The organism is Streptosporangium sp. NPDC020145 (genome assembly GCF_040631275.1).
Taxonomy (GTDB): Bacteria; Actinomycetota; Actinomycetes; order Streptosporangiales; family Streptosporangiaceae; genus Streptosporangium.
In genome coordinates this window covers 442,712-467,998 of record NZ_JBEXZT010000004.1, presented here as the reverse complement: position 1 = coordinate 467,998, position 25,287 = coordinate 442,712, and the positions used below count along the sequence as shown (strand labels likewise).

Annotated in this window: 25 protein-coding genes; 15 read left to right on the top strand and 10 right to left on the bottom strand. The window is 71.3% G+C overall.

Translation table 11 applies throughout. From position 1 onward, the window contains the following. The first annotated feature begins 133 nt into the window (after nt 1–133). The 6 genes from ABZ463_RS10500 to ABZ463_RS10475 all read left to right on the top strand — a co-directional run bounded on the left by ABZ463_RS10500 (nt 134) and on the right by ABZ463_RS10475 (nt 7,909). Nucleotides 134–1,564, top strand: coding sequence for a BTAD domain-containing putative transcriptional regulator (locus ABZ463_RS10500; protein ID WP_362775206.1), 1,431 nt, complete (start codon nt 134–136; stop codon nt 1,562–1,564). 2 nt (nt 1,565–1,566) lie between these two features. Further along, nucleotides 1,567–3,633 (top strand): sensor histidine kinase, encoded by a 2,067-nt coding sequence (locus ABZ463_RS10495; RefSeq protein WP_362775337.1) that lies wholly within the window; start codon nt 1,567–1,569, stop codon nt 3,631–3,633. 66 nt (nt 3,634–3,699) lie between these two features. Continuing rightward, the gene (locus ABZ463_RS10490; RefSeq protein ID WP_352008790.1) at nt 3,700–4,599 is read left to right on the top strand and encodes a hypothetical protein; all 900 of its coding nucleotides are present in this window, start codon (nt 3,700–3,702) and stop codon (nt 4,597–4,599) included. A 56-nt stretch (nt 4,600–4,655) separates the two neighbouring features. Beyond that, complete coding sequence (locus ABZ463_RS10485; protein WP_352008789.1) at nt 4,656–6,440, top strand: NAD+ synthase; 1,785 nt, start codon at nt 4,656–4,658, stop codon at nt 6,438–6,440. Between the two features lie 201 nt (nt 6,441–6,641). Beyond that, nucleotides 6,642–6,857: a DUF1918 domain-containing protein gene (locus tag ABZ463_RS10480; RefSeq protein WP_352008788.1), complete on the top strand. Its 216-nt coding sequence runs from the start codon at nt 6,642–6,644 to the stop codon at nt 6,855–6,857. Nucleotides 6,858–7,018: 161 nt separating this feature from the next. Continuing rightward, on the top strand, nt 7,019–7,909 hold the full coding sequence (locus tag ABZ463_RS10475) for an alpha/beta hydrolase (RefSeq protein ID WP_362775200.1): 891 nt from the start codon (nt 7,019–7,021) through the stop codon (nt 7,907–7,909). Nucleotides 7,910–7,931: 22 nt separating this feature from the next. Here ABZ463_RS10475 and ABZ463_RS10470 read toward each other — a convergent pair whose 3' ends face one another. The 3 genes from ABZ463_RS10470 to ABZ463_RS10460 all read right to left on the bottom strand — a co-directional run bounded on the left by ABZ463_RS10470 (nt 7,932) and on the right by ABZ463_RS10460 (nt 11,436). Continuing rightward, entirely contained in the window at nt 7,932–8,546 is a 615-nt protein-coding gene (locus ABZ463_RS10470; protein WP_352008786.1) for a TetR/AcrR family transcriptional regulator, read from the bottom strand. Nucleotides 8,547–8,562: 16 nt separating this feature from the next. After that, nucleotides 8,563–10,125: an MFS transporter gene (locus tag ABZ463_RS10465; RefSeq protein WP_352008785.1), complete on the bottom strand. Its 1,563-nt coding sequence runs from the start codon at nt 10,123–10,125 to the stop codon at nt 8,563–8,565. Nucleotides 10,126–10,230: 105 nt separating this feature from the next. Next, complete coding sequence (locus tag ABZ463_RS10460) at nt 10,231–11,436, bottom strand: MFS transporter (RefSeq protein WP_362775195.1); 1,206 nt, start codon at nt 11,434–11,436, stop codon at nt 10,231–10,233. Between the two features lie 186 nt (nt 11,437–11,622). Here ABZ463_RS10460 and panB point away from each other — a divergent pair, with 186 nt between their 5' ends. After that, on the top strand, nt 11,623–12,477 hold the full coding sequence (panB, locus tag ABZ463_RS10455; protein WP_362775335.1) for a 3-methyl-2-oxobutanoate hydroxymethyltransferase: 855 nt from the start codon (nt 11,623–11,625) through the stop codon (nt 12,475–12,477). Nucleotides 12,478–12,551: 74 nt separating this feature from the next. On the opposite strand, the gene ABZ463_RS10450 is transcribed toward panB, so the two are convergent. After that, the gene (locus ABZ463_RS10450; protein WP_352008783.1) at nt 12,552–13,724 is read right to left on the bottom strand and encodes an aminotransferase class I/II-fold pyridoxal phosphate-dependent enzyme; all 1,173 of its coding nucleotides are present in this window, start codon (nt 13,722–13,724) and stop codon (nt 12,552–12,554) included. A gap of 123 nt (nt 13,725–13,847) precedes the next feature. Between ABZ463_RS10450 and ABZ463_RS10445 the strand changes: the two genes are divergently transcribed. Genes ABZ463_RS10445 through ABZ463_RS10430 form a run of 4 tightly spaced genes read left to right on the top strand, consistent with a single transcriptional unit; the run spans nt 13,848 to nt 17,261 of the window. Continuing rightward, nucleotides 13,848–14,768 (top strand): ABC transporter ATP-binding protein, encoded by a 921-nt coding sequence (locus ABZ463_RS10445; RefSeq protein ID WP_362775191.1) that lies wholly within the window; start codon nt 13,848–13,850, stop codon nt 14,766–14,768. Continuing rightward, the gene (locus tag ABZ463_RS10440; protein WP_362775188.1) at nt 14,765–15,541 is read left to right on the top strand and encodes an ABC transporter permease; all 777 of its coding nucleotides are present in this window, start codon (nt 14,765–14,767) and stop codon (nt 15,539–15,541) included. The genes ABZ463_RS10445 and ABZ463_RS10440 overlap by 4 nt, the downstream gene beginning before the upstream one ends. A gap of 17 nt (nt 15,542–15,558) precedes the next feature. Further along, nucleotides 15,559–16,659, top strand: a complete 1,101-nt coding sequence (locus tag ABZ463_RS10435) for a sensor histidine kinase (RefSeq protein WP_362775185.1) — start codon at nt 15,559–15,561, stop codon at nt 16,657–16,659. Next, the gene (locus ABZ463_RS10430; RefSeq protein ID WP_352008779.1) at nt 16,656–17,261 is read left to right on the top strand and encodes a response regulator transcription factor; all 606 of its coding nucleotides are present in this window, start codon (nt 16,656–16,658) and stop codon (nt 17,259–17,261) included. Before ABZ463_RS10435 ends, ABZ463_RS10430 begins: the two co-directional genes overlap by 4 nt. A 71-nt stretch (nt 17,262–17,332) precedes the next feature. Here ABZ463_RS10430 and npdG read toward each other — a convergent pair whose 3' ends face one another. Further along, nucleotides 17,333–17,998, bottom strand: a complete 666-nt coding sequence (gene npdG / locus ABZ463_RS10425) for an NADPH-dependent F420 reductase (RefSeq protein WP_352008778.1) — start codon at nt 17,996–17,998, stop codon at nt 17,333–17,335. Between the two features lie 119 nt (nt 17,999–18,117). Between npdG and ABZ463_RS10420 the strand changes: the two genes are divergently transcribed. Next, nucleotides 18,118–18,699 carry a hypothetical protein gene (locus ABZ463_RS10420; protein ID WP_352008777.1) on the top strand — a complete coding sequence of 194 codons (582 nt, stop codon included), beginning with the start codon at nt 18,118–18,120 and terminating at the stop codon, nt 18,697–18,699. On the opposite strand, the gene ABZ463_RS10415 is transcribed toward ABZ463_RS10420, so the two are convergent. Next, the gene (locus ABZ463_RS10415; RefSeq protein ID WP_352008776.1) at nt 18,671–19,687 is read right to left on the bottom strand and encodes a LysR family transcriptional regulator; all 1,017 of its coding nucleotides are present in this window, start codon (nt 19,685–19,687) and stop codon (nt 18,671–18,673) included. The two genes, ABZ463_RS10420 and ABZ463_RS10415, sit on opposite strands and share 29 nt — an antisense overlap. A 103-nt stretch (nt 19,688–19,790) precedes the next feature. On the opposite strand from ABZ463_RS10415, the gene ABZ463_RS10410 reads away from it, so the two are divergent. Together ABZ463_RS10410 and ABZ463_RS10405 are read left to right on the top strand one after the other, a co-directional pair. Further along, complete coding sequence (locus ABZ463_RS10410) at nt 19,791–20,054, top strand: hypothetical protein (RefSeq protein ID WP_352008775.1); 264 nt, start codon at nt 19,791–19,793, stop codon at nt 20,052–20,054. Continuing rightward, nucleotides 20,051–20,713 carry a cyclase family protein gene (locus tag ABZ463_RS10405; protein ID WP_362775179.1) on the top strand — a complete coding sequence of 221 codons (663 nt, stop codon included), beginning with the start codon at nt 20,051–20,053 and terminating at the stop codon, nt 20,711–20,713. The genes ABZ463_RS10410 and ABZ463_RS10405 overlap by 4 nt, the downstream gene beginning before the upstream one ends. A 7-nt stretch (nt 20,714–20,720) precedes the next feature. Here the strand turns inward: ABZ463_RS10405 and ABZ463_RS10400 are convergent, their stop codons facing one another. Then, a complete protein-coding gene (locus ABZ463_RS10400; protein WP_352008773.1) occupies nt 20,721–20,900 on the bottom strand; it encodes a hypothetical protein in 180 nt (59 codons plus the stop codon). Between the two features lie 45 nt (nt 20,901–20,945). On the opposite strand from ABZ463_RS10400, the gene map reads away from it, so the two are divergent. Then, nucleotides 20,946–21,794 (top strand): type I methionyl aminopeptidase, encoded by an 849-nt coding sequence (gene map / locus ABZ463_RS10395; RefSeq protein ID WP_352008772.1) that lies wholly within the window; start codon nt 20,946–20,948, stop codon nt 21,792–21,794. Nucleotides 21,795–21,826: 32 nt separating this feature from the next. On the opposite strand, the gene ABZ463_RS10390 is transcribed toward map, so the two are convergent. The 3 genes from ABZ463_RS10390 to ABZ463_RS10380 all read right to left on the bottom strand — a co-directional run bounded on the left by ABZ463_RS10390 (nt 21,827) and on the right by ABZ463_RS10380 (nt 25,118). Next, nucleotides 21,827–22,225, bottom strand: a complete 399-nt coding sequence (locus ABZ463_RS10390) for an ATP-binding protein (protein WP_352008771.1) — start codon at nt 22,223–22,225, stop codon at nt 21,827–21,829. Nucleotides 22,226–22,488: 263 nt separating this feature from the next. Beyond that, entirely contained in the window at nt 22,489–24,528 is a 2,040-nt protein-coding gene (locus ABZ463_RS10385; protein WP_362775174.1) for a cytochrome c oxidase assembly protein, read from the bottom strand. Next, nucleotides 24,525–25,118, bottom strand: a complete 594-nt coding sequence (locus tag ABZ463_RS10380; RefSeq protein ID WP_362775171.1) for a copper resistance CopC family protein — start codon at nt 25,116–25,118, stop codon at nt 24,525–24,527. The genes ABZ463_RS10385 and ABZ463_RS10380 overlap by 4 nt, the downstream gene beginning before the upstream one ends. Nucleotides 25,119–25,287: the final 169 nt, after the last annotated feature.

The following is a 25,287-nucleotide window of genomic DNA, read 5'->3' as shown; positions in this document are numbered from 1 at the left end:
TTTGGTGATTTCTCACAGGATGCGAACGATGGTGGGTATTACCGTATGACGTTAGCCCTGCTAGCCCTACGCTTACCCTGCGATGCTGATATTTCGTGCTCTCGGACCGTTCCAGGCTCGCCACGGCGACACGGTGATCGATCTAGGCGGCCAACGCCAGATGGCCGTGCTGGCCCGCCTCCTCGTCGCGGGCGGTCGCGCCGTGCCCGTAAGCATGCTCATCGACGAGCTCTGGCCGGGCGAACCCCCCACTCAGGCCCTGTCAACCGTACAGGGATACGTCTCGCGGCTGCGGCGCGCCCTCGAACCGGGCCGCGCCCCCAGGGAGGAGGCGGAGGTGCTGGTCTCGGCGCCGCCGGGGTACGCGCTGCGCGCCGACGCCCAGCAGGTGGACGCCTGGATGTTCGAGGACGCCGTCAAGACCGAGGGCGACCCCGCGACGGTGTGGAAACGGCTGGGAGAGGCCCTGTCGCTGTGGCGGGGACCGGCGCTGGCCGAGTTCTCCGACCTGCCCTGGGCGATGACCGAGGCGGGCCGCCTTGAGGAACTGCGGCTGATCGCGTTCGAACGCCGCGCGGACGCGGGGCTGGCGCTCGGCCGCTCCGGCGCGCTGGTCGCCGACCTGGAGGCGCACGTCTCGGCGCACCCGCTGCGGGAGGAGGCCTGGCGGCTGCTGGCGCTCGCGCTCTACCGGGGCGGCAGGCAGGGCGACGCCCTGGGAGCGCTCCGGCGCGCCAGGACGACGCTCCGCGAGGAGCTCGGCCTCGATCTCGGCGCGACCCTGCAACGGCTCGAATCGGACATGCTCTCACAGGCCGCCCACCTGGATCCGCACGGGGACGCGCCGTCCGTCAGGGAGACCGTCACCGTACGGCCCGCCGCCCCCGTCCTTCCCGCCGCCCCCACGCTGCGCGTGGTCGTGGCCGACGACCAGGCTCTGGTCCGCACGGGTCTGCGCGTCGTGCTCGACAGTGAGCCCGGTTTCCACCTCGTCGGTGAGGCGGAGAACGGCGAACAGGCCATCACGGTCGTCCGTGAGACCCACCCGGACCTGGTGCTGATGGACATCCAGATGCCCCGTCTCGACGGCCTGACCGCCGCGCGGCGCATCCTGTCCGACGAGGCCCCGCCGAAGGTGATCATGATGACCACGTTCGGCACGGACGACAACCTCTACGCGGCGCTACGGGCCGGGGTGAGCGGGTTCGTGCTCAAGACCTCCGCGCCGGAGCAGCTCATCAGCGCGATGCGTGCCGCGCAGGCCGGTGACGCGCTGATCGACCCCGCCGTCACGACCCGCCTGATCGCGGGCTTCGCCGGGCGGGCCAACCCCTCGGCTCCTCCCGGCCTCGCCGGTCTCGGCGACGCCGACCTCGACCTGATGAAACTGATCGCCAGGGGGCTCACCAACCGGCAGATCGCGGCGACCCTGGCCGTCCAGGAACGGTCGGTCGCCCAGTCGGTGGCCAGGCTCCTCGACCGCCTGGGACTGTTCGACCGCGCCCAGCTCGTCGTCGCCGCATACGAGTCGGGCCTGGTCAACCCGGGTGACGTGGGCAGGTGACGATGCCGGTCGAGACACCTCCCGGCCGCCCCCCCGACGTCCCCGGAACGGCCCCCGCCGTGGACGTGCCCGGGCGGGCGGCGCGGGGGCGGCGGGCGATCTCCCGGCCGCGCCTGGTGGTCATCGCGCTCTCGGCCGCCGCCTCCGCGCTGACGGTGGCCGCGCTGGTGGTCACCTGGGACCTGCCGTCCGAGTGGGGCGTCGGGCTGCTCGTCTCCCCCGACCTGTCGTGTGCCCTGACCTTCCCGCTGGTCGGCGCCTTCCTGCTGGCCCACCGGTCCCGCCCGCCCGCGGCGTGGCTGATGTGCGTAGGCGGGATCGCCTGCGCCGTCAACGTCCTGGGCACCGCCCTGATGCTGCGCTCGGGGGCCCAGGGCGACCTGATGGCGGCCGGGACATACCGCTACGCCGCCGGGATCGGCTGGGCCGTCGGCGGGCTGACGCTGGCGGTCCTGCTGCCGCTCTACTCCCCCGACGGCAGGCTGCCCTCCCGGCGCTGGCGTCCTGTCGTGGTCCTGACGGGCGTGGTGATGGCCGTCGAGGCGTTCCGCCTGGTCGTACGGCCCACACCGCCCCTGGACGGCTACCCGCTGCCCGCCCGGCTGCCCAACCCGCTGGCGATCGAGGCGCTGAGGCCGTACAACGCGGCGCTGCAGAACGTCATGCTGGGGATGATCATGGGCATGGCGGTGCTGGCGATGCTCTCCCTGGTGCTGCGCCTGCGCCGGGCCGACCCGGTGATGCGCCGCCAGATCGCCTGGCCGCTGGGCGCGTTCGCCGTCTACATCGTCTGCATGCTCGCCGGGAAGGACTGGGTCCTGACGGCCACCGTGTGGACCGGGCTGATCCCGATCGCCATCACCTTCTCCGTATTGCGCCACCGCCTGTACGGCATCGACACCGTGATCAGCCGTGCCTTCGTGGCCGCCGGGCTGATCGCCGCGGTCAGCGTGGTCTACTTCGGGGCCGGGGCCATCGCCGGGTTCGCCCTGTCCGGCTACGACCGGATCGGCGGCCTGGCCGCCGCCCTGCTCGCCGGGGTGTTCTTCCACCCGCTGCGCGGGATGCTCAGGCGCTGGGCCGACCGTCTCATGTACGGCACGCACGGAGATCCGGCGGCCCTGGCCGCCCGGCTGACCAGGGAGGTCGGCCAGGCCGAGCCCGCCAACGCGCTGGCCGCCGTGGCCGCGGCCGTCAAGGACGGCCTGAGCGTCACCGGTGTGGCGGTCGAGGCGCGGGCCCCGGGAAGCAGGAGGGTCGAGATCGGCCTGCTGGGACCCACCCCCCGCGTGGTACCGCTGGTCTGGCACGGCGAGCCCGTCGGACGGCTGCTGCTGGGCGCGCCCGGCCCCCGCAGGTTCGCCGCGGCCCACAACGACCGGCTGATCGCCGTGGTCACGCCGTACGTGGCGGACGTGGTGCACGCCGTGACGATGACCGCCGACCTGCGGCGCTCCCGCGAGCGCATCCTCACCGCCCGTGAGGAGGAGCGCAGGCGCCTGCGGCGGGACCTGCACGACGGGCTCGGCCACGCGCTGACCGACATGGCGATGTCGATCAACATGGCCAGGATCAGCCTGCGCTCCGCCCCGGCCTCGGCCGACCGGCTCCTGGCCGAGTTGCGCGAGGGCATGGACACGGTCGGTCAGGAGATCAGGGAGCTGGTCTACGGCCTGCGCCCGCCGACCCTCGACGAGCTCGGCCTGGCCGGGGCCGTACGGGCGCTGGCCGCCGACGGCGGGCCCGAGGTGGCCGTGGAGACCGAGGGCGACCTGTCCGACCTGCCCGCGGCCACCGAGGTCGCCGCCTACCGGATCGCGCAGGAGGGGCTCACCAACGTCCGCAAGCACGCGGGCGCCAGCTCCGCCGTGATCTCGCTGCGCCGGGGCGAGTCGCTGGTCGTCCGCGTCCAGGACGACGGAGGCGGGCTGCCCGAGGGGCGCCGTGCGGGCGTCGGCCTGCTGTCGATGCGTGAGCGCGCCGCGGAGCTGGGCGGGACGTGCGTGATCGGCGCCGCGCCGGGAGGCGGTACGGTCGTCGAGGCCGTGCTGCCGATCTCCGCCGCCTGAGTGTGAACTTTCCGGTGCTCCCGCGTGTCTGACATGGCGTTGCTGAAATTATCCGAGGAGTTTCGCGTGAAGCACCTGGCCCTGGCCGTCGGCGCCGTACTCGCCGCGTCCACCGTCGTGTCCGTCGCCGCCGTCCCCGCCCCCGCCCGGGCCGCCACCACTCCAGGGGCCGTCTTCTTCGGCTACAAGGGCGCGGGGGTCGAGGTGGTCACCCAGCAGGGGGGCCTGAGCAAGCTGGCCGTCGGCGGCTCCTCCTTCGCCGGGCAGTTCGCCGCGGCGCCCGGCGGCGGGAAGGTCGCCTGGATCGACGGCAAGGGGCGCCTGCACGTCAAGAGCGCGGCCGGCGACAAGGTGGTCGCCACGAACGCCGCCTACGTGGGGCCGTGCCTGACCCCCGCCTGGAGCGCGGACGGCAAGCGGATCGCCTACGTGACCAGGGGCGGTTCGGACAAGGCGACCGTCGCGCTGGTCGGCGCCGGCGGCGGCAGGCCGGTGATCGCGGGCAAGACCGCGGGCGTGTGCCACCTGGCCTGGTCGGCCGACGGCAGGACGCTCGCCGGATACGCCGGGAACACCGACGGCGTCTACCTGCTGAACACCGTCTCGCACGTCTCGACCAGGGTCCCCGGGATCCGGCTCGCCAACCACGTCGACGGTCTGTCCCCCAACGGCGACCGGGTCGTGGTGAACACGATCGGCAAGAACGCCCCCGGCGGGGACGGCTCCTGGCCGCTGTCCTACACCCCGTCGCTCTACGACACCAGGACCGGCAGGAAGATCCCCATCCCGGTGCGGGGCACACTGATCGGCGCCAGGTTCCTGACCGACGGCACCCTCGTGGTCCGGGTCAAGGGCAAGAGCGCCAACACCTGGGTCGTGCTCGACCCCGACACCTACAAGGTGAGCCAGCGCGTGGGCGAGATCCCGCAGGCCAAGAACCTCGGTCTGCTCAGCGTCATCGGCTGACCCACCCGTACGGCCCCCGCCGCGCCGGAGGGCGGGGCCCCAATAGGGTGGGACACGTGGCTCAACTGCGCATCGCCCTTGCCCAGACCAACCCCGAGGTCGGCGACCTGGCGGCCAACGCCGACAGGATCGTCGAGTGGACCAGGCGCGCCACCGAGCGTGGCGCGCATCTGACGGTCTTCACCGAGATGTCCCTGGTCGGATACCCGGTCGAGGACCTGGTGCTGCGGGCGTCCTTCGTCGACGCCTCGCTCGCCGCCGTCGAGGCCCTCGCGACGCGGCTGGCCGAGGAGGGGCTCGGCGAGATGCCGGTCGTGGTCGGCTACGTGGACCGGGCGAACCTCTCCCCGAGGCTCGGCCTGCCGAAGGGGGCCCCGCTGGACGCCGCGGCCCTCATCCACCGGGGCCGGGTCGTGGTCAGGACCGCCAAGCACCACCTGCCCAACTACGGGGTCTTCGACGAGTACCGCTACTTCGTGCGCGGTGACCGGCTGCCGATCTTCCGGCTGCACGGGGTGGACGTGGCCATCGCCGTCTGTGAGGACCTGTGGCAGGAGGGCGGGCCGGTCGCCGTGGTCGCCGAGGCGGGCGCCGGGCTGCTGATCACGCCGAACGCCTCGCCGTACGAGCGGGAGAAGGACGACGTGCGGCTTGAGCTCGTCGCACGGCGGGCCAGGGAGGCGGGCTGCGCCCTCCTCTACGTCAACCAGGTCGGCGGCCAGGACGAGCTGGTCTTCGACGGTGACTCGCTGGTCGTCTCGGCCTCGGGTGAGCTGGTCGCGCGGGGCGCGAAGTTCGCCGAGGAGCTGCTGGTCGTCGATCTCGACCTGCCCGAGGCGCGGTTCGGCGGCCTGGGGACCTTCGAGACCGAGGCGGGCGACGGGACGGTCATCACGGTCGAGCGGATCGAGCTGTCCGCCCGCTCGCTCGAACCGTACGAGCCGCTGGCGCCCTCGGTCGCCGAGCCCATGGAGGACACCGCGGAGGTCTACTCGGCACTGGTTCTCGCGGTGCGCGACTACGTGCGCAAGAACGGCTTCCAGTCGGTCATCCTCGGCCTGTCCGGGGGGATCGACTCGGCGCTGACCGCGACGATCGCCTCGGACGCGATCGGCCCCGAGCGGGTGCACGCGGTGCTGATGCCCTCCCGCTACTCCTCGGACCACTCCCTGAGCGACGCCAGGGAGCTGGTCGAACGGCAGGGCATCAACTCCAGGGTCGTCCCGATCTCCGGTGTGGTCGACGCCTTCGAGAAGGAGATCGAGCTGTCCGGGCTGGCCGCGGAGAACCTCCAGGCCAGGGTACGCGGCATGATCCTGATGGGCCTGTCCAACCAGCACGGTCACCTGGTGCTGACGACCGGCAACAAGAGCGAGCTCGCGGTCGGATACTCCACCCTCTACGGCGACTCCGCCGGTGGCTTCGCGCCCATCAAGGACGTGCTCAAGACCCTGGTCTGGGAGCTGTCGCGCTGGCGGAACGCCCAGGCGGGCAGGTCGGGCGAGTTCCTGTACGGCTTCGCGCGCCCGCCCATCCCGGAGAACTCCATCGAGAAGGAGCCGAGCGCGGAGCTGCGCCCCGGCCAGCGTGACACCGACTCCCTGCCCGAGTACGACGTGCTCGACCCCCTCCTGCACGACTACGTCGAGGAGGACATGGGATCGGCCGAGCTGGTCGCCGCCGGTCACGACCCCGCTCTGGTCGCCAGGATCATCCGCCTGGTCGACCTGGCCGAGTACAAGCGCCGCCAGTATCCCCCGGGTCCCAAGATCACGGCCAAGAACTTCGGCCGCGACCGTCGTCTGCCGATCACCAACCGCTGGCGCGAGACTCCCCTCTGACCTGCCTGAACGACTCCGGTGGGGCCGTGCATGAGCTTTGCGGGGTGGGTATCACCGCAGGGAGGGTCACCGGCGGCCGGGGAGGGGGCTGAGATCGGCCGCGGTGGTCCGGCGGGCGGCGAGCGGGCGCCGTCGACTCCCCTCCACCCGTCCGCCCGCGCTCGGCGGCCCGCCGGAATCCAGGAGACAGGGGGAGATCAGATGAAGGCAAAGGTAGGTGACAGGCTCGTCGTCGAGGGCACCCGGCACGGGGAGACCCGGCGGATCGGTGTGGTCGTGGGGCTTGTCCACGAGGACGGCTCCCCGCCCTACATGGTGCACTGGGAGCACGACGAGCACGAGACCATGGTGTTCCCCGGCCCGGACGCCCACGTGGTCTCCGAGGACCGGAAGGAGACCCCGCTCACCACCTCGTGACGTGAGGGGGGTCGTTCGCCGTCGTCCCGGCCCGGGGCGGCGGCGAACTCGTCTCCGCATCCCGGGCAGCAACTCTTTACGGCATAAGCTATTCTTGCGCCCATCAACTCCTTACGGCGTACGGAATTCCCGCCGCCGCTGGAAGAACCGGAGAGACGCCCATGCCCACGGTGACCCTGCACGACGCGAGTCCCATCGAGGTGGAGGTCCACGGCGAGGGACCCGTCCTGCTGCTGCCCGTCAACCCCCTCCCCGCCGAGGGGCCCCAGGCCGAGGCGATGCGCGCCTGGGGCACGGACCCCGCACTTGGCCGCTCCCTCATCGAGGGCCTGCGCGACGCCTTCACGGTGGTCGCCTTCGACTACGAGAACCATGTCCTGGCCAACCCCAAGCCCGGTACCCTGACCCCCGCCAACATCGCCCGCGACCTGCTCACCGTCGCCGACGCCGCGGGGGCCGACCGCTTCGCCTACTACGGCTACTCCTGGCTCGCGTTGAGCGGACTCCAGCTCGCGCTCAGGACCGACCGGCTGTCCGCCCTGGTCATGGGTGGTTTCCCGCCACTCGGCGGGCCGTACGCGGAGATGCTGCGGGTGACCATGGCGACCCATGAGATGGCGCTCGCCGGGGCCTCGAAAAAAGCCGTGGAAAAAGCCACCGGAGAGGCCGCCGAGAAGCCCTCCGGGCCGCCGGAGAAGGACGACTGGTCGTCGGTCGAGGTGACGTTGTCGCCGGACCAGACCAGGCAGTTCGTCACGCTGTACGAGGAACTGCGGGGGTTCGACGACCTGGCAGCCCAGGCCCGGATCACCTGCCCCAGGCTCTGTTTCGTCGGATCGGCCGACGACATCGAGTACGGCGAGCGCTGGGGCGGGGTGCGTGTGGGCATCGCGAGTGCGGTCATCGGGCGGCGGGCCGAGATCGAGGCCCTCGGCTGGGACGTGACGGTCCTGGACGGGCTCGACCACATGGGGGCCATGCAGCCTCCCGCGGTCCTGCCCCTGGTGCGCCCGTGGCTGCGGGCACGGATCGGCGCCCTGCCCGCCGGGTGAAGCCCGGGCGGTGAGGCGGGGATCAGCGAGGGGACATGCCGACGAGCAGATGGTCGATGACCCGCTCGGCGGTCCCCTCGGGGAGATCCTCCTGATCGGGGCCGAAGCCCCTGACGTACCAGACCACGGTCCCGATCAGCGAGGCGATGGAGACCGGCACGTCGAGGTCGGCCCTCAGCTCGCCGGTCGCGATGCCACGCTGCAGCAGCGCGGTCAGTACGGCCCTGCGCGGCGCGATGGTCGCCTGGTGGATGCGCTGCACGAGGCGGGGATGCCGTTCGGTCTCGTTCATCGCGATGTTCATCACGCACCGCGACCGCGCGTTGCGCGCCTCCTGCAGGAAGACCTCGGCGCAGGCGACCAGGTCCTCGCGCAGCGACCTGCCCGCCAGCGCGGGCAGGGGCGCCTTGAGGGCGGCGAGGGCGTCGACGAGCAGATCTTCCTTGTTGGACCATCGGCGGTAGATCGTCGTCTTGCCGACGCCCGCGCGGGCGGCGATCGCCTCGATCGACAGCTCACCGAGGCCGCTGCTCTCGCTGATCAGATCGAGGGTCGCCTCAATGATCGCCTTCTCTGCCCTGGCGCTACGGGGGCGGCCCGCGGGACGGGCCGCCTGAGTCTCATCCGTCGTGGTCATCGTATGTCCACATTACCTACACGCCGGCCGGTTCCTTATCGAGATCGTGCTGTTCCGCGACCGTCACCGGGGCGTTCTTTCCCGGCAGCCACCTGAGCACCACCAGAGCACCGAGGAGCGCGATGGCGGCGGAGACCAGCGAGGTGACGTGCATTCCGTCGAGGAAGGCGTGCTTGGCGGGCTCTATCAGCGCGGCACCGCGCTCGCCGAGGGCCTTGGCCGCGCCGATCGTGGCCGTCAGGGACTCACCCGCCACGTGCTGGAGCCCGGCGGGCAGGCCGGTCAGGCTGGGGGCGATCTCGTCGCGGTAGGTCGCCGAGAGCAGCGAGCCGAGCAGGGCGACGCCGAGCGCGCCCGCGACCTGGCGGATGGTGTTGCTCATGGCCGAGCCGACGCCCGCCTTCTCCCTGGGCAGCGCCTCCATGATCGTGGTGGTCGCGGGCGGCATGATGTTGGCCATCGCCGCGCCCTGGACGAAGAAGACGATCTCGATCAGCAGTACGGGGGTGTTCTGGTCCATCAGCGCGTACGAACCAAGGGCCGCGGCCACCACGACCATGCTCACGGTCGCGCTCACCTTGCTGCCGAAGCGCCTGACCATCTGCTGGCTGAGCGGGGCGAAGATGATCTGCGCCGCGGCGAACGGGATCATCAGCGCGCCCGACTCCATCGGGGTGAAGCCGAGGACGATCTGCAGGTAGAAGATCAGGAAGAACATCGCGCCCATCATCGCGAAGAACACGATGCCGATCATGCCGACCGCGGTGGAGAAACGGACGTTGGAGAAGTAGCGGACGTCGAAGGCCGGGTGGTCGATGCGGCGCTCGTACCAGACGAAGGCCGCGAGCACGGCCACACCGAGGATCGTCGGGACCAGCACCTCGGCGCTGGCGACCGTGGCCAGCTCACCGCCCCTGATGATGCCGTAGGTGATCGCCACGAGGCCGATGATGGACAGCAGCACGCCGACCGGGTCGAGCCTGGAGGGCTTGGGGTCACGCGACTCGGGCACGACGAGGGCGATGAGCACCATGCTGACCAGCACGATCGGCAGGTTGACCAGGAAGACCGAACCCCACCAGAAGTGCTCGATGAGCAGGCCACCGGTGATCGGGCCGATCGCCACGGCGATGCCGACGCCTCCCGCCCAGACGCCGATCGCCTTGCCGCGTTCCTGCGGGGGGAAGACGTTGGAGATGATCGCGAGGGTGGCCGGCATGATCGCGGCGCCCCCGACGCCCATGAAGGCGCGCGCGACGATCAGCTGGGTCGGGTCCTGGGCGTAGGCGCTGGCCAGCGACGCCAGGCCGAAGAGCACCATGCCGATGAACAGCATGCGCTTACGGCCGGTACGGTCGCCGATCACACCGAAGGTGAACAGCAGACCGGCGAAGACGAGCGTGTAGGAGTTGATCGCCCACTCAAGCTGGCTCTGCGTGGCCCCCAGACCCTCCTGAGGGTCGGCAATCGTCTTCAGCGCGACGTTGAGGATCGTGTTGTCCAACACGACCGCCAGGAGGCTGAAGACCAGCACCCCCAGGATCTGCCACCGTCTCGGGTGGCCGGTTTGGTGTTCCATGGATGCCCCGTTTCGATACACAAAAGTTTCGAAACAGTACCGTATCGGTAGATCATACGATACGCAACCGTTGCGTTTCGTATTTGCCGGATATTTCCGGCAGATTCACGTGGAAACCGGCACAGATTCCTCAACCCGGACACCGGTTCGTCGCCAGAACGGCAGGGCGAGCAGCACCATCGCCACCCCCACGAGGCCCGCTACGGCGAAGGCCCAGCCCGGCCCCCAGGAGTCGATGAGCGCCCCGCCCATCGGCGCCGACACGGCGCCGCCGATCAGCAGTGCCGTACCGTGCAGGCCCATCGCCTCACCGCGTGCCCCCGCGGGAACCCAGCGGCTCAAGGTATCGACCGTGGCCGACAATCCCGGCGCGCACAGCACCCCGGCCGGGACGAGCGCCACCATCAGCCAGCGCCAGTCGTCGCCGACCAGCCCGACGGGGATGGTGAGCGCGCCCATGGCGCCGATCAGCAGCAGCGGGGAGAAGCCCCGCGGCAGGCCACCGTACACGAAGCCGCCGAGCAGGGAGTAAGCGCACCAGACGCCGATCGCCAGGCCCGTCCAGGCGGTGTCGCCCGCCTGCTTCATGACCGCGACCAGCGAGAGCTCGGTCGTGGTGAGCACGAAGGTCGCGGCGCACACGGTGCCGAGCAGGCCGACGAACGCCGGGGTCAGCCAGGCTCGCCTGGACACCCGCTCCCCGGCCTCCGCCATCTCCCGCGCCTCCTCCGCCGAGCGCACGGGCGGGTTCAGCGCGAACAACGTCGCACCCGCCCCGACGAGCCCGACACCGACCACGCACATCGTCCACGTGCTGCCGATCAGGGTGACGCCGAGGACGCCGAGCGCGGGACCCGTCATGTAGGAAAGTTCGATGATCATCGAGTCGAGGGAGAAGCCGAGCCTGCGCTGTTCGAGAGGGACCATCGCCGCGACGCACTGCCTGATCACGCTGAACAGCGGCAGGCTGAGCAGCCCGGCCAGCACCGTCGCGGCCAGCAGCGCGGGGAACGGCAGCGCCCAGGCCGTCGCCCAGAACGCCAGCTGCGCCAGCGAGGTCACCAGGATCACGGGCCGCAGCCCCCTGCGGTCGATGAACCGTCCCGCGAGCGGCGAGCCGACGGCCGTGCCGACGGCGCTCGCCATCGCGGCCAGTCCCGCCTGGGCGAATCCGAGTCCCAGCCCGTTGACCACGTGCAGGGTCAGAGTGATCCCGGTCGCGGTCGCCGGAATCCGGGCGACCATCCCCACCAGCAACAACGACCGCACACCGGGAACGGACAGCAGACGACGGTAAGGCTCCAATGCCATTTGATTGCTTACCTCCCCACGTATTGTGTCGTATGGCACTGACACGCTCCGCACCGGATTACGGTCGGGGCCGGGGGTGTTTATCAAGACGTCCGCGTGCAATCATCGGAAGCAGTCCGGGGACGTCACAGGGACGCCTCGAGACTTCACTGGAGGCTTTCCATGCCCTCTTCTGTGTCTTCGTCCATGCCCTCCTCCGGGCCCTCCACGGCCGGCCAGCCGACCGCCCTCTACGGCGGCAAGGCCGGGCGAAGGGTCACCGTCCGCGACATCGCCGCGGCCAAGGAACGGGGCGAGAGGTGGCCGATGGTCACCGCCTACGACGCCATGACGGCGAGGGTCTTCGACGAGGCAGGCATCCCGGTGCTGCTCGTCGGCGACTCGGCCGCCATGGTCGTCTACGGCCACGACTCCACGTTGCCGGTCTCGGTCGACGAGCTCCTCCCGCTCACCTCGGCCGTGGTGCGCGGCTCCTCCCGCGCGATGGTGGTCGCCGACCTGCCGTTCGGCTCCTACCAGGCCTCTCCCCAGCAGGCGCTGGAGACGGCCGCCCGCTTCATGAAGGAGGCCGGCGCCCACGCGATCAAGCTCGAAGGCGGGCGCCGGGTCCTCCCCCAGGTCGAGACCCTGGTCTCGGCGGGCATCCCGGTGATGGCCCACCTGGGCCTGACCCCGCAGTCGGTCAACGCCTTCGGCGGCTACCGGGTGCAGGGGCGCGGCCAGTCGGGTGACGAGCTGATGGCCGACGCCAAGGACCTGGAGTACGCCGGGGCCTTCGCCGTGGTCCTGGAGTGCGTCCCCGGCGACCTCGCCGAGCGGGTCACCGCCTCCCTGTCGATCCCGACGGTCGGCATCGGCGCCGGTCCCGCGACCGACGCCCAGGTCCTCGTCTGGCAGGACCTGATGGGGCTGACCCCCAACCCGCCGAAGTTCGTCAAGCGGTACGCCGACCTCGCGGGCGAGATGGACCGGGCGGTACGCGCCTTCGCCGACGAGGTGACCGGCGGCGCCTTCCCCACCGTCGAGCACAGCTACCGCTGACCCGCTGCTAGTCCACCGCTGACCCACTGTGTACGGCCCGGTGTTCGCCGGGCCGTACACCCCTCAGCGGATCGTCATGAGAGCGCCTGGGAGAAGTCGTCCCACAGGTCCTCGATGTGCTCGATGCCGACCGCGACCCGGACCGTGCCCTCGCCGATCCCGTGCCGGGCCAGTTCCTCCGGCGTCAGCGACCGGTGCGAGGTGGTCGCCGGGTGCAGGACGAGGGTCTCGACGCCGCCGAGTGACGGGGCCAGCAGCGCCAGCCGTACCGAGCTCATGAACTTCTCGCCCGCCGCCCGCCCGCCGACGAGGTCGAAGGAGAAGACCCCGCCGAAGTCGGGCAGCAGCTTCCTGGCCAGGGCGTGCGAGGGGTGGGAGGGCAGGCCGGGCCAGTGCACCGCGACGACCGCGGGGTGGTTGTCCAGGCGCAGGGCCAGCTCCCGGGTGTTGGCGCAGTGGCGTTCCATGCGCAGCGGCAGCGTCTGCATGCCGCGCAGGGTGAGCCAGGCGGCGAACGGGTCGGCGGTGGCGCCCAGCTCGACCGCGAAGTGCCACACCCTGCGGTACAGCTCCTCCGAGGCGAAGACCGCGACGCCGCCGAGCACGTCGGTGTGCCCGCTCAGGTACTTGGTCGTCGAGTGGACCACGATGTCGGCCCCGTGCTCGATCGGACGGCACAGCACCGGTGAGGCGAAGGTGTTGTCCACCACGGAGACCAGCCCCGCCTCACGGGCGGCGGCGCACATCCCCGGCAGGTCGGCCACCTGGGTCACCGGGTTGGCGATGGTCTCCAAGTAGACCAGCCTGCTCTCCGGCCGTACGGCGGCGCGCAACGCCTGCGGGTCGTCCTCCGAGACGTAGGAGACCTCGATGCCGAAGCGCGAGGCCAGGTCGTTGAGCATCGCCGCGGTGCCGCCGTACAGGGGCTTCTGCGCGATCAGGTGGTCGCCGGGCTTGAGCAGCCCGAGCAGCACCGAGTTGATCGCCCCCATGCCCGAGGCGGTCGCGACCGCCCCGACGCCGCCTTCCAGCCCGGCGACGGCCTCCTCTAGGGAGCGGACGGTCGGGTTGGACAGCCTGCCGTACACGAAGGCCCCGTCGGGACGGTTCATCCCGTCGGCGAACACGGCCGGGTCCTCGAAGGAGAAGCCCGAGGTCTGGTAGATCGGCACGGCGATGGGGCGGCTGCCGTTCAGCGACGGCCTGGGCAGGTGGACGGTGCGCGTCTCCGGGCGAAGTTCAGTCATGTGTCAAGGATGTCCACCACGCCGTGGACCTAGTCGAGGAGGGTCCGAGGACTTTGCCCTGATGCGCCAGACATGTGAATTCCTCACTGCCGCAGCGGCAGCCGGAACCGCATGCTTTGAGCTGTGACAGCGATTCAGGTGGACGGGCTCAGGAAGAGCTACGGGGACTTCACGGCCGTCAGGGACGTCTCGTTCGAGGTGGCGCAGGGAGAGATCTTCGCCCTGCTCGGGCGCAACGGCGCCGGGAAGACCACCACGGTCGAGGTGCTGGCCGGGTTCCAGGAGGCCGACGAGGGCACGGTCCGGGTGCTCGGCCTCGACCCGGTCAAGGACCGGGTGAAGGTGCGCCGCAGCAGCGGCATCATGCTCCAGGAGGCGGGGTTCTTCCCCGACCTGACCGTGGCGCAGACGGTGGACGCCTGGCGGGGCTTCGTGGCCGCTCCGAGGCCCAGGGACGAGGCGCTCGGGCTGGCGGGGCTCGACGCGAAGGCGGGCACCAGGGTGCGCCAGCTCTCCGGCGGGGAGAAGCGCCGTCTCGACCTCGCTCTGGCCATTCTGAGCAGGCCGGACGTGCTCTTCCTCGACGAGCCGACCACCGGGATGGACCCGAGGGCCCGCAGGGACACCTGGGAGATCATCCTGGAGCTGGCCGGGCAGGGCACGGCCATCCTGCTCACCACGCACTACCTGGAGGAGGCGCAGCGCCTGGCCTCCAGCATGGTGATCATGGACCGTGGGACGGTCGTCGCAGGCGGCGGGATGGCCGAGACCCTGGCCGCCCAGACGGGCCGGGTCGCCTTCGAGCTGCCCCCCTCGACCCGCCTGGAGGACCTGCCCGTCCCCGGCGCGACGGCGGAGGGCGACCTCGCCGTCTACCGCGTCCCCGACCCCGACCTCACCGCCCACGCCCTGCTGAACTGGGCGGCCGGTCACGGCCTGCGCCTGCGTGGCTTCGAGGTCCGTACGGCGACGCTCGAAGACCTGTTCCTCGACCTCGCGACCGGCGAGAAGACCGACGAGACGAAGAAGAAGGAGGTGGTGTGACCGTGTCCGCACGCGACCTGACGGTCGTCGCCCGCTTCAACGGCCGCCTGTTCTGGCGGGACCGTACGGCGCTGAGCACGTCCGTGGCGTTGTTCCTCCTGCTCGGCACCGGGATGCCGCTGCTGATGGACCGGCTGGGGGCCGGCAGCCAGGAGCTCCTGGTCAACATGCACCTGGGGATGCTGACCACGGTCCTCGTCATCTCGACGTTCCAGCAGACCACGGTCACCCTGTGCGTCCGGCGCGACCAGCTCCTGCTCAAGCGCCTGCGGGCCACCGGCCTCAGCGACCGCGACATCCTCGGCGGGGAGATCGCCAACCTCGTCCTGCAGAGCACGGCGCTGACCGTGCTGGTCTCGGTCGCGCTGTACGGGCTGACGAGCCTGCCGGTGCCGCGTGATCCGCTGCTGTACCTGTTCGCCGTGGTCGCGGGCGCCCTCGTGCTGTGCCTGCTGGGCGCGGCCTTCACCGTGGCCGTGCCGCGCAGCGAGCTGGCCGCCCCGATGGCGATGCCGTTCTTCCTGCTGGCGGGACTCGGCGCGGGCGGCTTCGGCCCCATCATGCAGGTGCTGCCCGGCTGGGTGGGCACGGTCCTCGGCCTGTTGCCGACCGACGCCATCGTGGACATGGCCCGCACCGCCTACGCGGCGCACGGCAGCCTGGGCGAAGACCTGCGGGCGGCCGCCGTACCGACGCTGAAGCTGGCGGTCTGGGCGGCGATCGGGGCGTTCGTCATCGTCCGCAGGTTCCGCTGGGAGAGCAGGAAATCGTAGGTTGGTAGGTTCCTGACATGCGGATCACCCCCCAGCACGTGGCCGTGGGCACCGTCTACGTCATCGCCGTCGGCTTCACCCTGGTCATCTTCTCTCTGGTCACGACCCCCCTGGAGGCCGTGATCCTGACGGTGGCCGCCCTCGCCTTCCTGGTTCCGCATCACCTGGTGGTACGGCGGGCACTGCGGGGGCGGGAGCCGCGCGGCGTGCCGGTCGCCCTGATCGTCGAGATCGCCGTCACCTACGGGACGATCCCGGTGCTGTTCTCGCTCTCGCCCTTCCTCGGCTACAACTGGGCGTCGAGCATGCAGACGATCCTGGCCTCCGCGGTGCTCCTCAGGCTGCGGCTCGGAGCGGCGATCCCCGTGATGGCCGTGATCGGGGTGATCGACCTGGGGATGGGGTTCGTCGTCTCCGGCGGCAGCGTGCCGCTCGCCCTGTACAACCTGGTCACCGTCGTCGTGACGAGCGGGGTGACCTACGGGGCGGTGCGGCTGGCCGTCGTCAGCGAGCAGCTCGCCAAGGCCAGGATGGAGCTGGCCGAGGCCGCGGTGCTGCGGGAACGACTGCGGATCTCCCGTGACCTGCACGACGGCCTGGGCAGCAGCCTGACCGCCATCGCCCTCAAGGGCGACCTCGCCCACCGGCTGGTGGACGCCGACCCCGGGGCGGCCAAGACGGAGCTGGCCGAGCTGGCGGCCGTGGCCAGGGACGCCGCGCAGGAGGTGCGGCAGGTCGCCAGGGGATACCGGGAGATGTCACTGGCACAGGAGGTCCACCGGGCGGTCGCGCTGCTTGAGGCCTCCGGCGTGAGCTGCCGGACCGACCTGGCCGAACTGGCGGTCCCCCGCCCGGTGGACGAGGCCCTCGCCTGGGCCGTGCGCGAGGGGGTCACCAACGTCGTACGGCACAGCCAGGCCACGACCTGTTCGATCAGCACCTCGGCGGACGAGGGCGCGGTGCGCCTTGAACTGGTCAACGACCGCGCCCGCAGAGGGGCCGGGCGCGGCAACGGGCTGACCGGCCTGCGGGAGCGGGCGGAGGGACTCGGCGGCTCGGTCAGCGCCGGCCGGACCGAGGGCGGCGGGTTCCGGCTCGCGATGGAGGTGCCCGCGTGATCAGGGTGCTGCTGGCCGAGGACATGCACATGATCAGGGCGGCGCTGGTCGCGCTGCTGCGGCTCGAACCGGACATCGAGGTGGTCGCCGAGGTCACCGGGGGCGACGAGATCGTGCCCGCCGCGCTGCGGACCCGTCCTGACGTCGCGGTGCTGGACATCGAGCTTCCCGTCGTCGACGGCATCACCGCCTCCGTCGAGTTGCGGGAACGGCTGCCCGGCTGCCGGGTGCTCGTGCTCACCGCGATGGGTCAGCCGGGGCAGGTGCGCAGGGCGCTGGCCGAGGGCATCGAGGCGTTCCTGGTCAAGGACGCCCCCGGCGACCGGCTGGCGGACGCGATCCGCCGGACCGCCCAGGGCCTGCGGGTACTCGACCCCGAACTGGTCGCCACCGCCCTCGCCTACGGTGCCAGCCCGCTGACCCCGCGGGAGACGACCGTGCTGAGGGAGGCTGCGCTCGGCGCCCCCGCCGAGGAGATCGCCGCGAGGCTGCACCTGTCGGCGGGGACGGTCCGCAACTATCTGACCGGGGCGATCGCCAAGACCGGCGCCAGGAACAAGGTCGAGGCCATCAGGATCGCCCAGGACGTCGGCTGGATCTGAAGCCTGTTCGTGTGGATCTCCGCGGTCGCCCGAGGGCGCCCCGCGCGACAGGACCCGGCCGGTGACGAGACTCAGACGTCGGTGACGCGCAACCCGGCGTGGGCCTTGTAGCGGCGGTTGATCGAGATGAGGTTGGCGGTCAGCGCCTCGATCTGGTGCGCGTTGCGCAGGCGGCCGCCGTACACGCCGCGCACACCGTTGATCCGGGAGGCCAGCGCCTGCACGGTGTCGGTCGCCTCGCGGTCGTCACCCAGGACGAGCACGTCCAGGTCGATCTCCTCGACCTCCGGGTCGAGCAGCAGGACGGCGGAGACGTGGTGGAAGGCGGCGACGACCCGGCTGTCGGGGAGCACGGCGGCGGCCTGCTGGGCGGCGCTGCCCTCCTCCACGGGCAGCGCGTAGGCCCCCTGCTTGTCGAAGCCGAGCGGGTTGACGCAGTCGACGACGATCTTCCCCGCCAGCTCGGCGCGCAGGGACTCAAGGGTGGAACGGTGGCCGTCCCAGGGGATGGCCACGATCACCACGTCGGCCTGGGCCGCCACGGTCGCGTTGTCCGCGCCGCTCACCTGGCCGCCGAGACCCGCCGCGGCCTCCTGGGCGCGTTCGGCGCTGCGCGAGCCGATCAGCACCGGATTGCCCGCCAGGGCGAACCGCCTGGCCAGTCCCTTGCCCTGGTCACCGGTGCCGCCAAGGATTCCGATGGAGATGCCGCTCACGTCTGGAAGATCGGTGCTCACTGGTCGCTCCCCGCTCACTGTCTGCCCTCACGGCAGCCCTGCCCGGCGTTGTCTGTCCAGATCATGCCAGGGTCGTGTTCCTCGGGCCGTACCGGGGCGACGGGGGGCACCATGGAGGGATGGACTCTCGGTCAGCGGAAATCCTACGTGAGATCCTTTCCTCCTCCGGCTGGGTCGAGCGCACCCGCGAGTTCGGTCTCACGCTGCGCGCGACGCGCTCACCCGGCGGACTGCTGGTCGTCGGCACGCCCGGCGAGGAGCCCTGGCACCTGGCCGCGCACCTGGGTGACGAGGCCAGGCTCGCCGGGCTTCCCCAGCTCGCTCCGACCCTGGTGCGCTGGGCCCCCGCCCCCGACGCCCCCGAGCACCTGCGTGTGGGGCTCGACCGGATCGAGCGGGCGAGGCGGGGCGAGACGCTGTTCGTCGTGGCCGAGGAGCGGGCCCCGGCGCCCCTGCTCGAACGGGTCAGCGACGCCCGGCGTGTCGGGGCGACCGTCCTGGCGCTCGACGGCGGCGACCCCGAGCTTGAGGGCCTCGCCCACGACGCGCTGGCCGTCACCGAGCGGGCACCGCTCTCCTTCGACGGCGCCCAGCACCTCATCAGCCTGGCCGCGGGTGAGACCGGGAGGCGGCCCGGCCTGCGCGACAGGCTGGCCAGGCTGCTCGAACGGGTCAGCGGCCCCCGGGTCCCCTCCTACTGACCGCCCCTGCCCCTCCACCGTCCGTGCCCCAGGTGAAGCGCCGTCGTCGCGGCGTCCCGTAGCGCTTGCCGACCCGGGCGCCGAGAGCCTGCGCCGCCTCCCTGAGCGCGGCGATGACCACCGCCTGCACCGGTCCCGGCTCTCCCGAGCGGGCGCGGCTGATCCGGGTCACGACGCTGAGACTGCGGGCTCCCACGTTGGAGATGCCGGTCACCACGACCTCCCCCGCGGGGACCTCCAGCAGGGCCAGCGAGGGGACGATCGCCACCCCGTGCCCCGCCGCGACCATGGAGAGGGTGGGCGGGAACTCCTCGATGACGTGCGCCCTGCGCGGGGTGAACCCGTGCAGGGCCGCCAGCCGTTCGAGCGCCTGCCCGCAGGCCTGGTCGGCCGGTCCGGCGATCCACGGCATCCCGCCCAGGTCCGTGACGGCACGGGGGATCTCCGCCCAGCCGGGAGGCGCCACGATGCGGTACTCGTCCACGTAGAGCGGGTGCGAGACGAGCGCGGAGTGCGTGGGGACGGGCTCGTCGGCGTCCTGCTCGGTGATGGCCAGGTCGATCCCGCCGAGCCTGAGCTCCCGCAGGGCGGGCGCGCCGTACAGCTCGTGGACGCGGGGGGCGACCTGGGGGTGGCGCTCGGCGAGGGTGACCAGGGCGGGCAGCACCAGGTGCCGGATGACCGTGGGGAAGGCGGCGATCGAGACGGGACCGGCCAGCAGTTCGGTGAAGCGGGTCAGCTCCCGCCTGGCCTCGCTGAGCTCCTCCTCGATCCGCCCGGCGTATCCGGCCAGCACCCGGCCCGCGGGGGTGAGGGCGACCCGGCGCTGCGAACGGTCGATGAGCGCGAGACCGACCTCCCGTTCGAGCTGGGCGAGTTGCTGGGAGACCGCGGAGGCGGTCAGGTGCAGTGCCTCGGCCGCCCGCATGACACCGCCGCGGACCGCCACCTCGTGGAGCACCAGCAGCCGCCGCGGATCGATTTCCATGCAGCTCAGCTTACGCTCCTGTTTAGAAGACTTTATTTGCGCTTCAACAAGGGAGGCCGGGACCATGGAGGCATGAGCACCCTCCCCACCGGGGCGTGATCCGGTGCCCCTCCTCGTCGACGTCCTCGGCTGGTCCGGCGCCGCCGTCATGCTGTACGGCTACGCCATGGTGTCCTCGTCCCGGATGGCCGGGGACGGCCTGCCGTACCAGGTGATCAACCTCGCCGGGTCGGCCGCCCTGATGGTCAACGCGGCCTGGCACTCCGCGTGGCCCTCGGCGATCCTCAACGTCGTCTGGGCCGCGATCGGGCTGACCGCCGTGCTCAGAAACGCCCGAAACGACAGAAGGACGATGGGTCTCCCATGACACGGCTGATCGAGCTGAGCCACCGCATCACCGACGGCATGCTCACCTACCCGGGCGTCCCCGGACCCCGGCTCGGTGTGCACCTGAGCAGGGAGGCCTCACGCGAGGTCTACGCCCCGGGCACCGAGTTCCACATCGGCACCGTCGAGCTGGCCGCCAACACCGGCACCTACCTCGACACTCCCTACCACCGTTACCCGGACGGCCCCGACCTGTCGGGGGTGCCGCTGGAGGCGGTCGCCGACCTTCCCGGACTGGTCGTCAGGGCCGAGGGGGAACGGTCCGTCGGAGCCGACCGGTTCACCGGTCTTGAGGTGCGCGGCAGGGCCGTGCTCGTCCACACCGGCTGGGACCGGCACTTCGGCACCGAGGCCTACTTCCACGGCCACCCCTACCTCGAACCGGAGGCGGCGCGGTGGCTGCAGGAGCAGGGGGCGGCCCTCGTCGGGATCGACTCGCTGAACATCGACGACACCCCGCCGAGGGGCGAGCGCCCGGCTCACACGCTTCTGCTCGGCGCGGGCATCCCGATCGTCGAGCACATGACCGGCCTGTCCGCGCTTCCCGACACCGGGTTCCGCCTCCACGCCGCTCCCCCGATGGTCGTGGGCCTGGGCACCTTCCCGGTCCGCGCCTACGCCGTCGTCGAGGAGCGGTAGCGTCCGCTCAGTCGTCGTCCCAGGCCTTGTCCTGCGCACGCCAGGACTCGTTGCGCTCGGCCGCGGTCTTCAGGGCGTTGGCCGCGGCCTCCCGGGTCTCGTAGGGACCCATGCGGTCCTTGTTCGGGCAGCCCTCGTCGGGCTCGACCGCCATGTGCGTGAGACAGAACCACCATCGATCGCTCATACGATCAATCCTGCCCAGTGAGAACCGCAACTAGACTGGGGGACCATGACGACACTGCTCCAGCCCGGGCGGATCTCGCCCACCCGAAAGGTTCCCGCCCACATCGAACGGCCGGAGTACGTAGGGAAGAAATCCCCCAAGACCGGGGAGCCCGACGTCAAGACCCCCGAGATCATCGAGCGGATGCGGGTCGCGGGCAAGCTGGCCGCCCAGGCGCTCGAAGAGGTCGGCAGGCACGTGGCGCCCGGCGTCACGACCGACGAGCTCGACCGGATCGGCCACGAGTTCCTCTGCGACCACGGCGCCTACCCCAGCACTCTCGGCTACCGCGGCTACCCCAAGTCGCTGTGCACCTCGATCAACGAGGTGATCTGCCACGGCATCCCCGACGACACCGTGCTGCGCGACGGCGACATCGTCAACGTCGACATCACCGCGTTCATCGGCGGCGTGCACGGCGACACCGACGCGACCTTCCTGGTCGGCGAGGTCGACGAGGAGTCCCGGCTGCTGGTCGAGCGCACCCGCGAGGCGACCAACCGGGCCATCAAGGCCGTCGCCCCCGGACGCCAGCTCAACGTGGCGGGCCGTGTGATCGAGGCCTACGCCAAGCGGTTCGGCTACGGCGTGGTGCGCGACTTCACCGGGCACGGCATCGGCACGACCTTCCACTCCGGGCTGATCGTCCCGCACTACGACGACCCGTCGCTGGCGGTCACCCTCGAACCCGGCATGACGTTCACCATCGAGCCCATGCTGACGCTCGGCACGATCGACTACGAGATCTGGCCCGACGGGTGGACCGCGGTGACCCGGGACCGTAAGCGGACCGCCCAGTTCGAGCACACCATCCTGGTCACCGAGAGCGGCCACGAGATCCTCACGCTTCCCTGACGGCCGCGCCCGGCGTCTCCCGGGCGGCCCGCTCAGCGTCCCAGGCGTCCGATGGGAACGGTCCCGGTGACGGTGGTTCCCCCGCCCGGGACGCCCTTGACGCTGAGCGTCCCGCCGACGCCGGCGAAGTGCCCGCGCATGGCGGCGACCCCCCTGCCGACGGCGGAGCCGTACACTCCGGCCCCGTTGTCGCTGACCGTCATGCGCAGGCCTGCCTGCCCCAGGGTCACCGCGACGGAGACGACGTCGGCCCCGCTGTGCCGCAGGACGTTGGACAGCGCCTCCTCAAGGGTGGCCAGGAGGGCGCCGGTGACCTCGGCCGGCACGTCGCGGGCGGGCAGCGCCCAGATCTCGACGGTGACGTCGTTGTCGCGCGCCCACCCGGTCAGGTGTTCCTCAAGGACCCGGGCAAGGGTTCGGTCCGCGTGCATGCTCAGTTCCTTGGCCACTGCTCACCCCTTCCGCCGCGTACGGCGGTCACCGGCCTCCCTGTCGGACACGTGGACCCCCGTATGTGTCCGGGTACGGCGCGTGGCGATCGGTGTGCCGTCGCGGTGGTGCTGATCCCCGTTTCCTCCAGGTTACTTGCCGGAGCCGCCAATGGCCTTGGTGGACAGGATCACCTGACGTCCGGGCGACCGGACTCGGCCGCCGTGAGGCATACCGCGGAGCGGGCCGTGGAGACGGCCGCGGTTCACTGGGAGCTGTCGCGCTGGTTGAGCTTGGCCAGATAGTCGTTGTAGGCGTCGAGTTGCGCGTCGCCGGTGCCCCCGGTGCGGGCCGCGGCCGCGTCGGCCCTGCGGTCGGCTCTGCGGGCCTTGCGGTCGTCGTCGCGCCACCACTGGAAGGCCAGCGCGATCAGCACGATCAGCGTCGGGATCTCCCCGAAGCCCCAGGCGATGGCGCCGCCGGTCTGCTGGTCGGCCACCGAGGAGGCGCCCCACGTACGGCCGAGCTGGTCGTACCACTCGGCGGCGATGACCGTCCCCATGCTCATCAGCGCGATACCGAAGAACGCGTGGAACGGCATCGTGACGAACAGGACGATCAGCCGGGCCACGTGGGGCAGCGTGTGGGGTGAGGGATCGATCCCGATGATCACCCAGAAGAACAGGCAGCCGCTCAGCAGGAAGTGCGCCGTCATGGCCATGTGGCCGAGGTGCTCCTCCATCGCGGCGGTGAACAGCGGGGTGAAGTACAGCGCGTAGGTCGAGACCACGAAGATCGCGGTGGCGATCGCCGGATGGGTGACGAACCGGACGAACCTACTGTGCAGGATCGTGGTCAGCCACTCGCGGGGACCCCGGTCGCCCCTGCGGGCGGCGGGCTTGAGGGCGCGCAGCGCCAGCGTGACGGGAGCCCCGAGGACGAGGAAGATCGGCACCAGCATGGCCAGCGTCATGTGCTCGGCCATGTGCGCGCTGAACAGCACCTTGGCGTAGCGGGCGACCCCGGTCTGGGTGGCCAGGACCAGGATCAGCAGGCCGACGAACCAGGCGGCCGTACGGCCCGCGGGCCAGTGGTCGCCGCGCCTGGACAGCCGTACGACCCCGGCGAGGTAGAAGCCGCCGAGCAGGGCGATCATGGTGCCGGTGAACAGGTCGAACCACCACAGCGACGCCAGGTTCGCCACCGAGATCTCCGGCGGCAGGGGGTAGCCGAGCAGGTCGACGACCGGGTCGGTCCGCAGGACCTCCTCGGGCGGGGCGGTGCGGGCGAGCACGACGGCCACGCCGACGGTCGCGAACATGATGAGCAGTTCGACGGAGGCGAACCGGGCGAACACCCTGGGCGTCCCCGCGGAGAGCTGCGGCAGCGTGTGCTTCCTGTGCCACCAGCCGAACACGCCGAGCACCGCGAACGCCGCGGTCTTGGCCAGCAGCATCAGGCCGTAGGCGGAGGTGAACAGCTCCTCGACCGAGGTGAGCCTGGCCACCGTGCTGAACAGGCCGGACAGGCCGACGGCGACGAAGCACCACAGTGCCAGCGTGGAGAAGCGCGTGGCCGCGGTCTCCAGGAGCGGCTGCCGCCGCAGCGCGTGCAAGCACAGCACCGCCAGGCCGCCGACCCACAGGGCCAGGGCGAGCAGGTGCGCGGCCACCCCGGTGGTCGCGAGGTCGTGGTTGGGGGCCGAGGAGGAGTGCCCGGTCAGCGCCGGGGGCAGCAGCGTGGCCATGGCCAGCACCAGCAGCCCTCCGCAGGCCCCCACGGTGATCGTCCCCCGGGCGAACAGCGCGATCGCTATCGAGAACAGCACCACGAGGGTGAGCGCGATGCCCTGGGAGATCTGGCTGGCGTAGCTGGTCAGCTCGTCGCCGCCGAGCACGTCGGCGACGGGGACCCTGAGCGCCTCGGACAGGCTGAAGATCATCGTCGCGGCGGCCGAGGCCGCCCAGGCGAGCGCGAGCCACGAGGCGCCCTTGACGTAGGCGAGGGCCGGCTTGCCGAGCAGTCCCTTGTCGCTGGGCAGGAAGACCGTCGCGGCCAGCAGCACGCCGACGGTGAGCACCCCCGACACGTCCATCAGCATCTTCGACAGCGGCAGGCCCCAGCGGGTGAACGCGCCCTCGTCCGGCAGACCGGGGATGACGCGCGGGGTCGCGGCGCCTCCGGCGATCATGGCGATCACCAGTGCGACGACGGCGACACCCGCGCTCGCGAGGGCGATCCTGACGACCTTCCCGTTGTCCGCCGTCTCCTCCACGGCGGGCACGGCCCGCTCCCGCCTGCTCATGACCGCCTCTTCCCGCGCAGGCTGAACATCAGCCCGATGCCGATTCCGACGAGACCGCCGACGACGATCCACACCCAGCCGGGGATGCCCCTCGAAGGTTCCTGCGCCGCCTGGGCGACGGGGGAGGCCTCCTGTGATGAGGGAGCGGCCTCGGCGGCCGGCGCGGCACTCGGCTCGGTGCCGGGGTCGGCGGCCGGGGCGCTCCGCGAGGGCGACGGATCACCGGAGCCGCTCAGCGTGAAGGGGATCTCCCCGTCGATCGGGTGCCCGTCCGAGGAGACCACCTGGTAGGCGATGACGTACTCCCCGGGCGGCAGGCCCGGCTTGAGCCGCTGGGTGACGACCGGCCCGTCGATGACGGGCTTGCCCTCCTGGTAGGCGGCGCCTTCCTTGGCGTGCACCACGACGATCGGGAAGTTGACCTTGGAGGTGAAGGTCAGCTTCACCCGGTCCAGGCCGTCCACCGTGGCGCCCTTGGCGGGGTCGCTGCTCTTCAGCGAGTCGTGCGCCAGGGCGGGTGAGGCGAGAGCCGTACCGAGGAGGAGAGCGGCCAGGAGCGTGAGGGCTGCCGCGGCAGGGGAAGTCTTCATGGCACCCCCAAGGCTACCGACGCCCTCATGCGGTCCCTACCTCCGTGTCTGCACGCGCCGGCGACCCGCCTCTGCGGCCGTCCGTAAAACGTCCGAGGCCATGCCCGGCAATCCCCGGGCATGGCCTTTCGGATGTCACCTTTTCCATTCCGCTCCGCCGAACCCGTGA

Bases quoted from the DNA above. Each gene is read 5' to 3' on its own strand.
- ABZ463_RS10495 (WP_362775337.1), top strand. From the start codon at position 1,567: ATGCCGGTCGAGACACCTCCCGGCCGCCCCCCCGACGTCCCCGGAACG.
- ABZ463_RS10480 (WP_352008788.1), top strand. From the start codon at position 6,642: ATGAAGGCAAAGGTAGGTGACAGGCTCGTCGTCGAGGGCACCCGGCAC.
- ABZ463_RS10475 (WP_362775200.1), top strand. From the start codon at position 7,019: ATGCCCACGGTGACCCTGCACGACGCGAGTCCCATCGAGGTGGAGGTC.
- ABZ463_RS10470 (WP_352008786.1), bottom strand. From the start codon at position 8,546: ATGACCACGACGGATGAGACTCAGGCGGCCCGTCCCGCGGGCCGCCCC.
- ABZ463_RS10465 (WP_352008785.1), bottom strand. From the start codon at position 10,125: ATGGAACACCAAACCGGCCACCCGAGACGGTGGCAGATCCTGGGGGTG.
- ABZ463_RS10460 (WP_362775195.1), bottom strand. From the start codon at position 11,436: ATGGCATTGGAGCCTTACCGTCGTCTGCTGTCCGTTCCCGGTGTGCGG.
- panB (WP_362775335.1), top strand. From the start codon at position 11,623: ATGCCCTCCTCCGGGCCCTCCACGGCCGGCCAGCCGACCGCCCTCTAC.
- ABZ463_RS10450 (WP_352008783.1), bottom strand. From the start codon at position 13,724: ATGACTGAACTTCGCCCGGAGACGCGCACCGTCCACCTGCCCAGGCCG.
- ABZ463_RS10435 (WP_362775185.1), top strand. From the start codon at position 15,559: ATGCGGATCACCCCCCAGCACGTGGCCGTGGGCACCGTCTACGTCATC.
- ABZ463_RS10420 (WP_352008777.1), top strand. From the start codon at position 18,118: ATGGACTCTCGGTCAGCGGAAATCCTACGTGAGATCCTTTCCTCCTCC.
- ABZ463_RS10415 (WP_352008776.1), bottom strand. From the start codon at position 19,687: ATGGAAATCGATCCGCGGCGGCTGCTGGTGCTCCACGAGGTGGCGGTC.
- ABZ463_RS10405 (WP_362775179.1), top strand. From the start codon at position 20,051: ATGACACGGCTGATCGAGCTGAGCCACCGCATCACCGACGGCATGCTC.
- ABZ463_RS10400 (WP_352008773.1), bottom strand. From the start codon at position 20,900: ATGAGCGATCGATGGTGGTTCTGTCTCACGCACATGGCGGTCGAGCCC.
- map (WP_352008772.1), top strand. From the start codon at position 20,946: ATGACGACACTGCTCCAGCCCGGGCGGATCTCGCCCACCCGAAAGGTT.
- ABZ463_RS10390 (WP_352008771.1), bottom strand. From the start codon at position 22,225: ATGCACGCGGACCGAACCCTTGCCCGGGTCCTTGAGGAACACCTGACC.
- ABZ463_RS10385 (WP_362775174.1), bottom strand. From the start codon at position 24,528: ATGAGCAGGCGGGAGCGGGCCGTGCCCGCCGTGGAGGAGACGGCGGAC.
- ABZ463_RS10380 (WP_362775171.1), bottom strand. From the start codon at position 25,118: ATGAAGACTTCCCCTGCCGCGGCAGCCCTCACGCTCCTGGCCGCTCTC.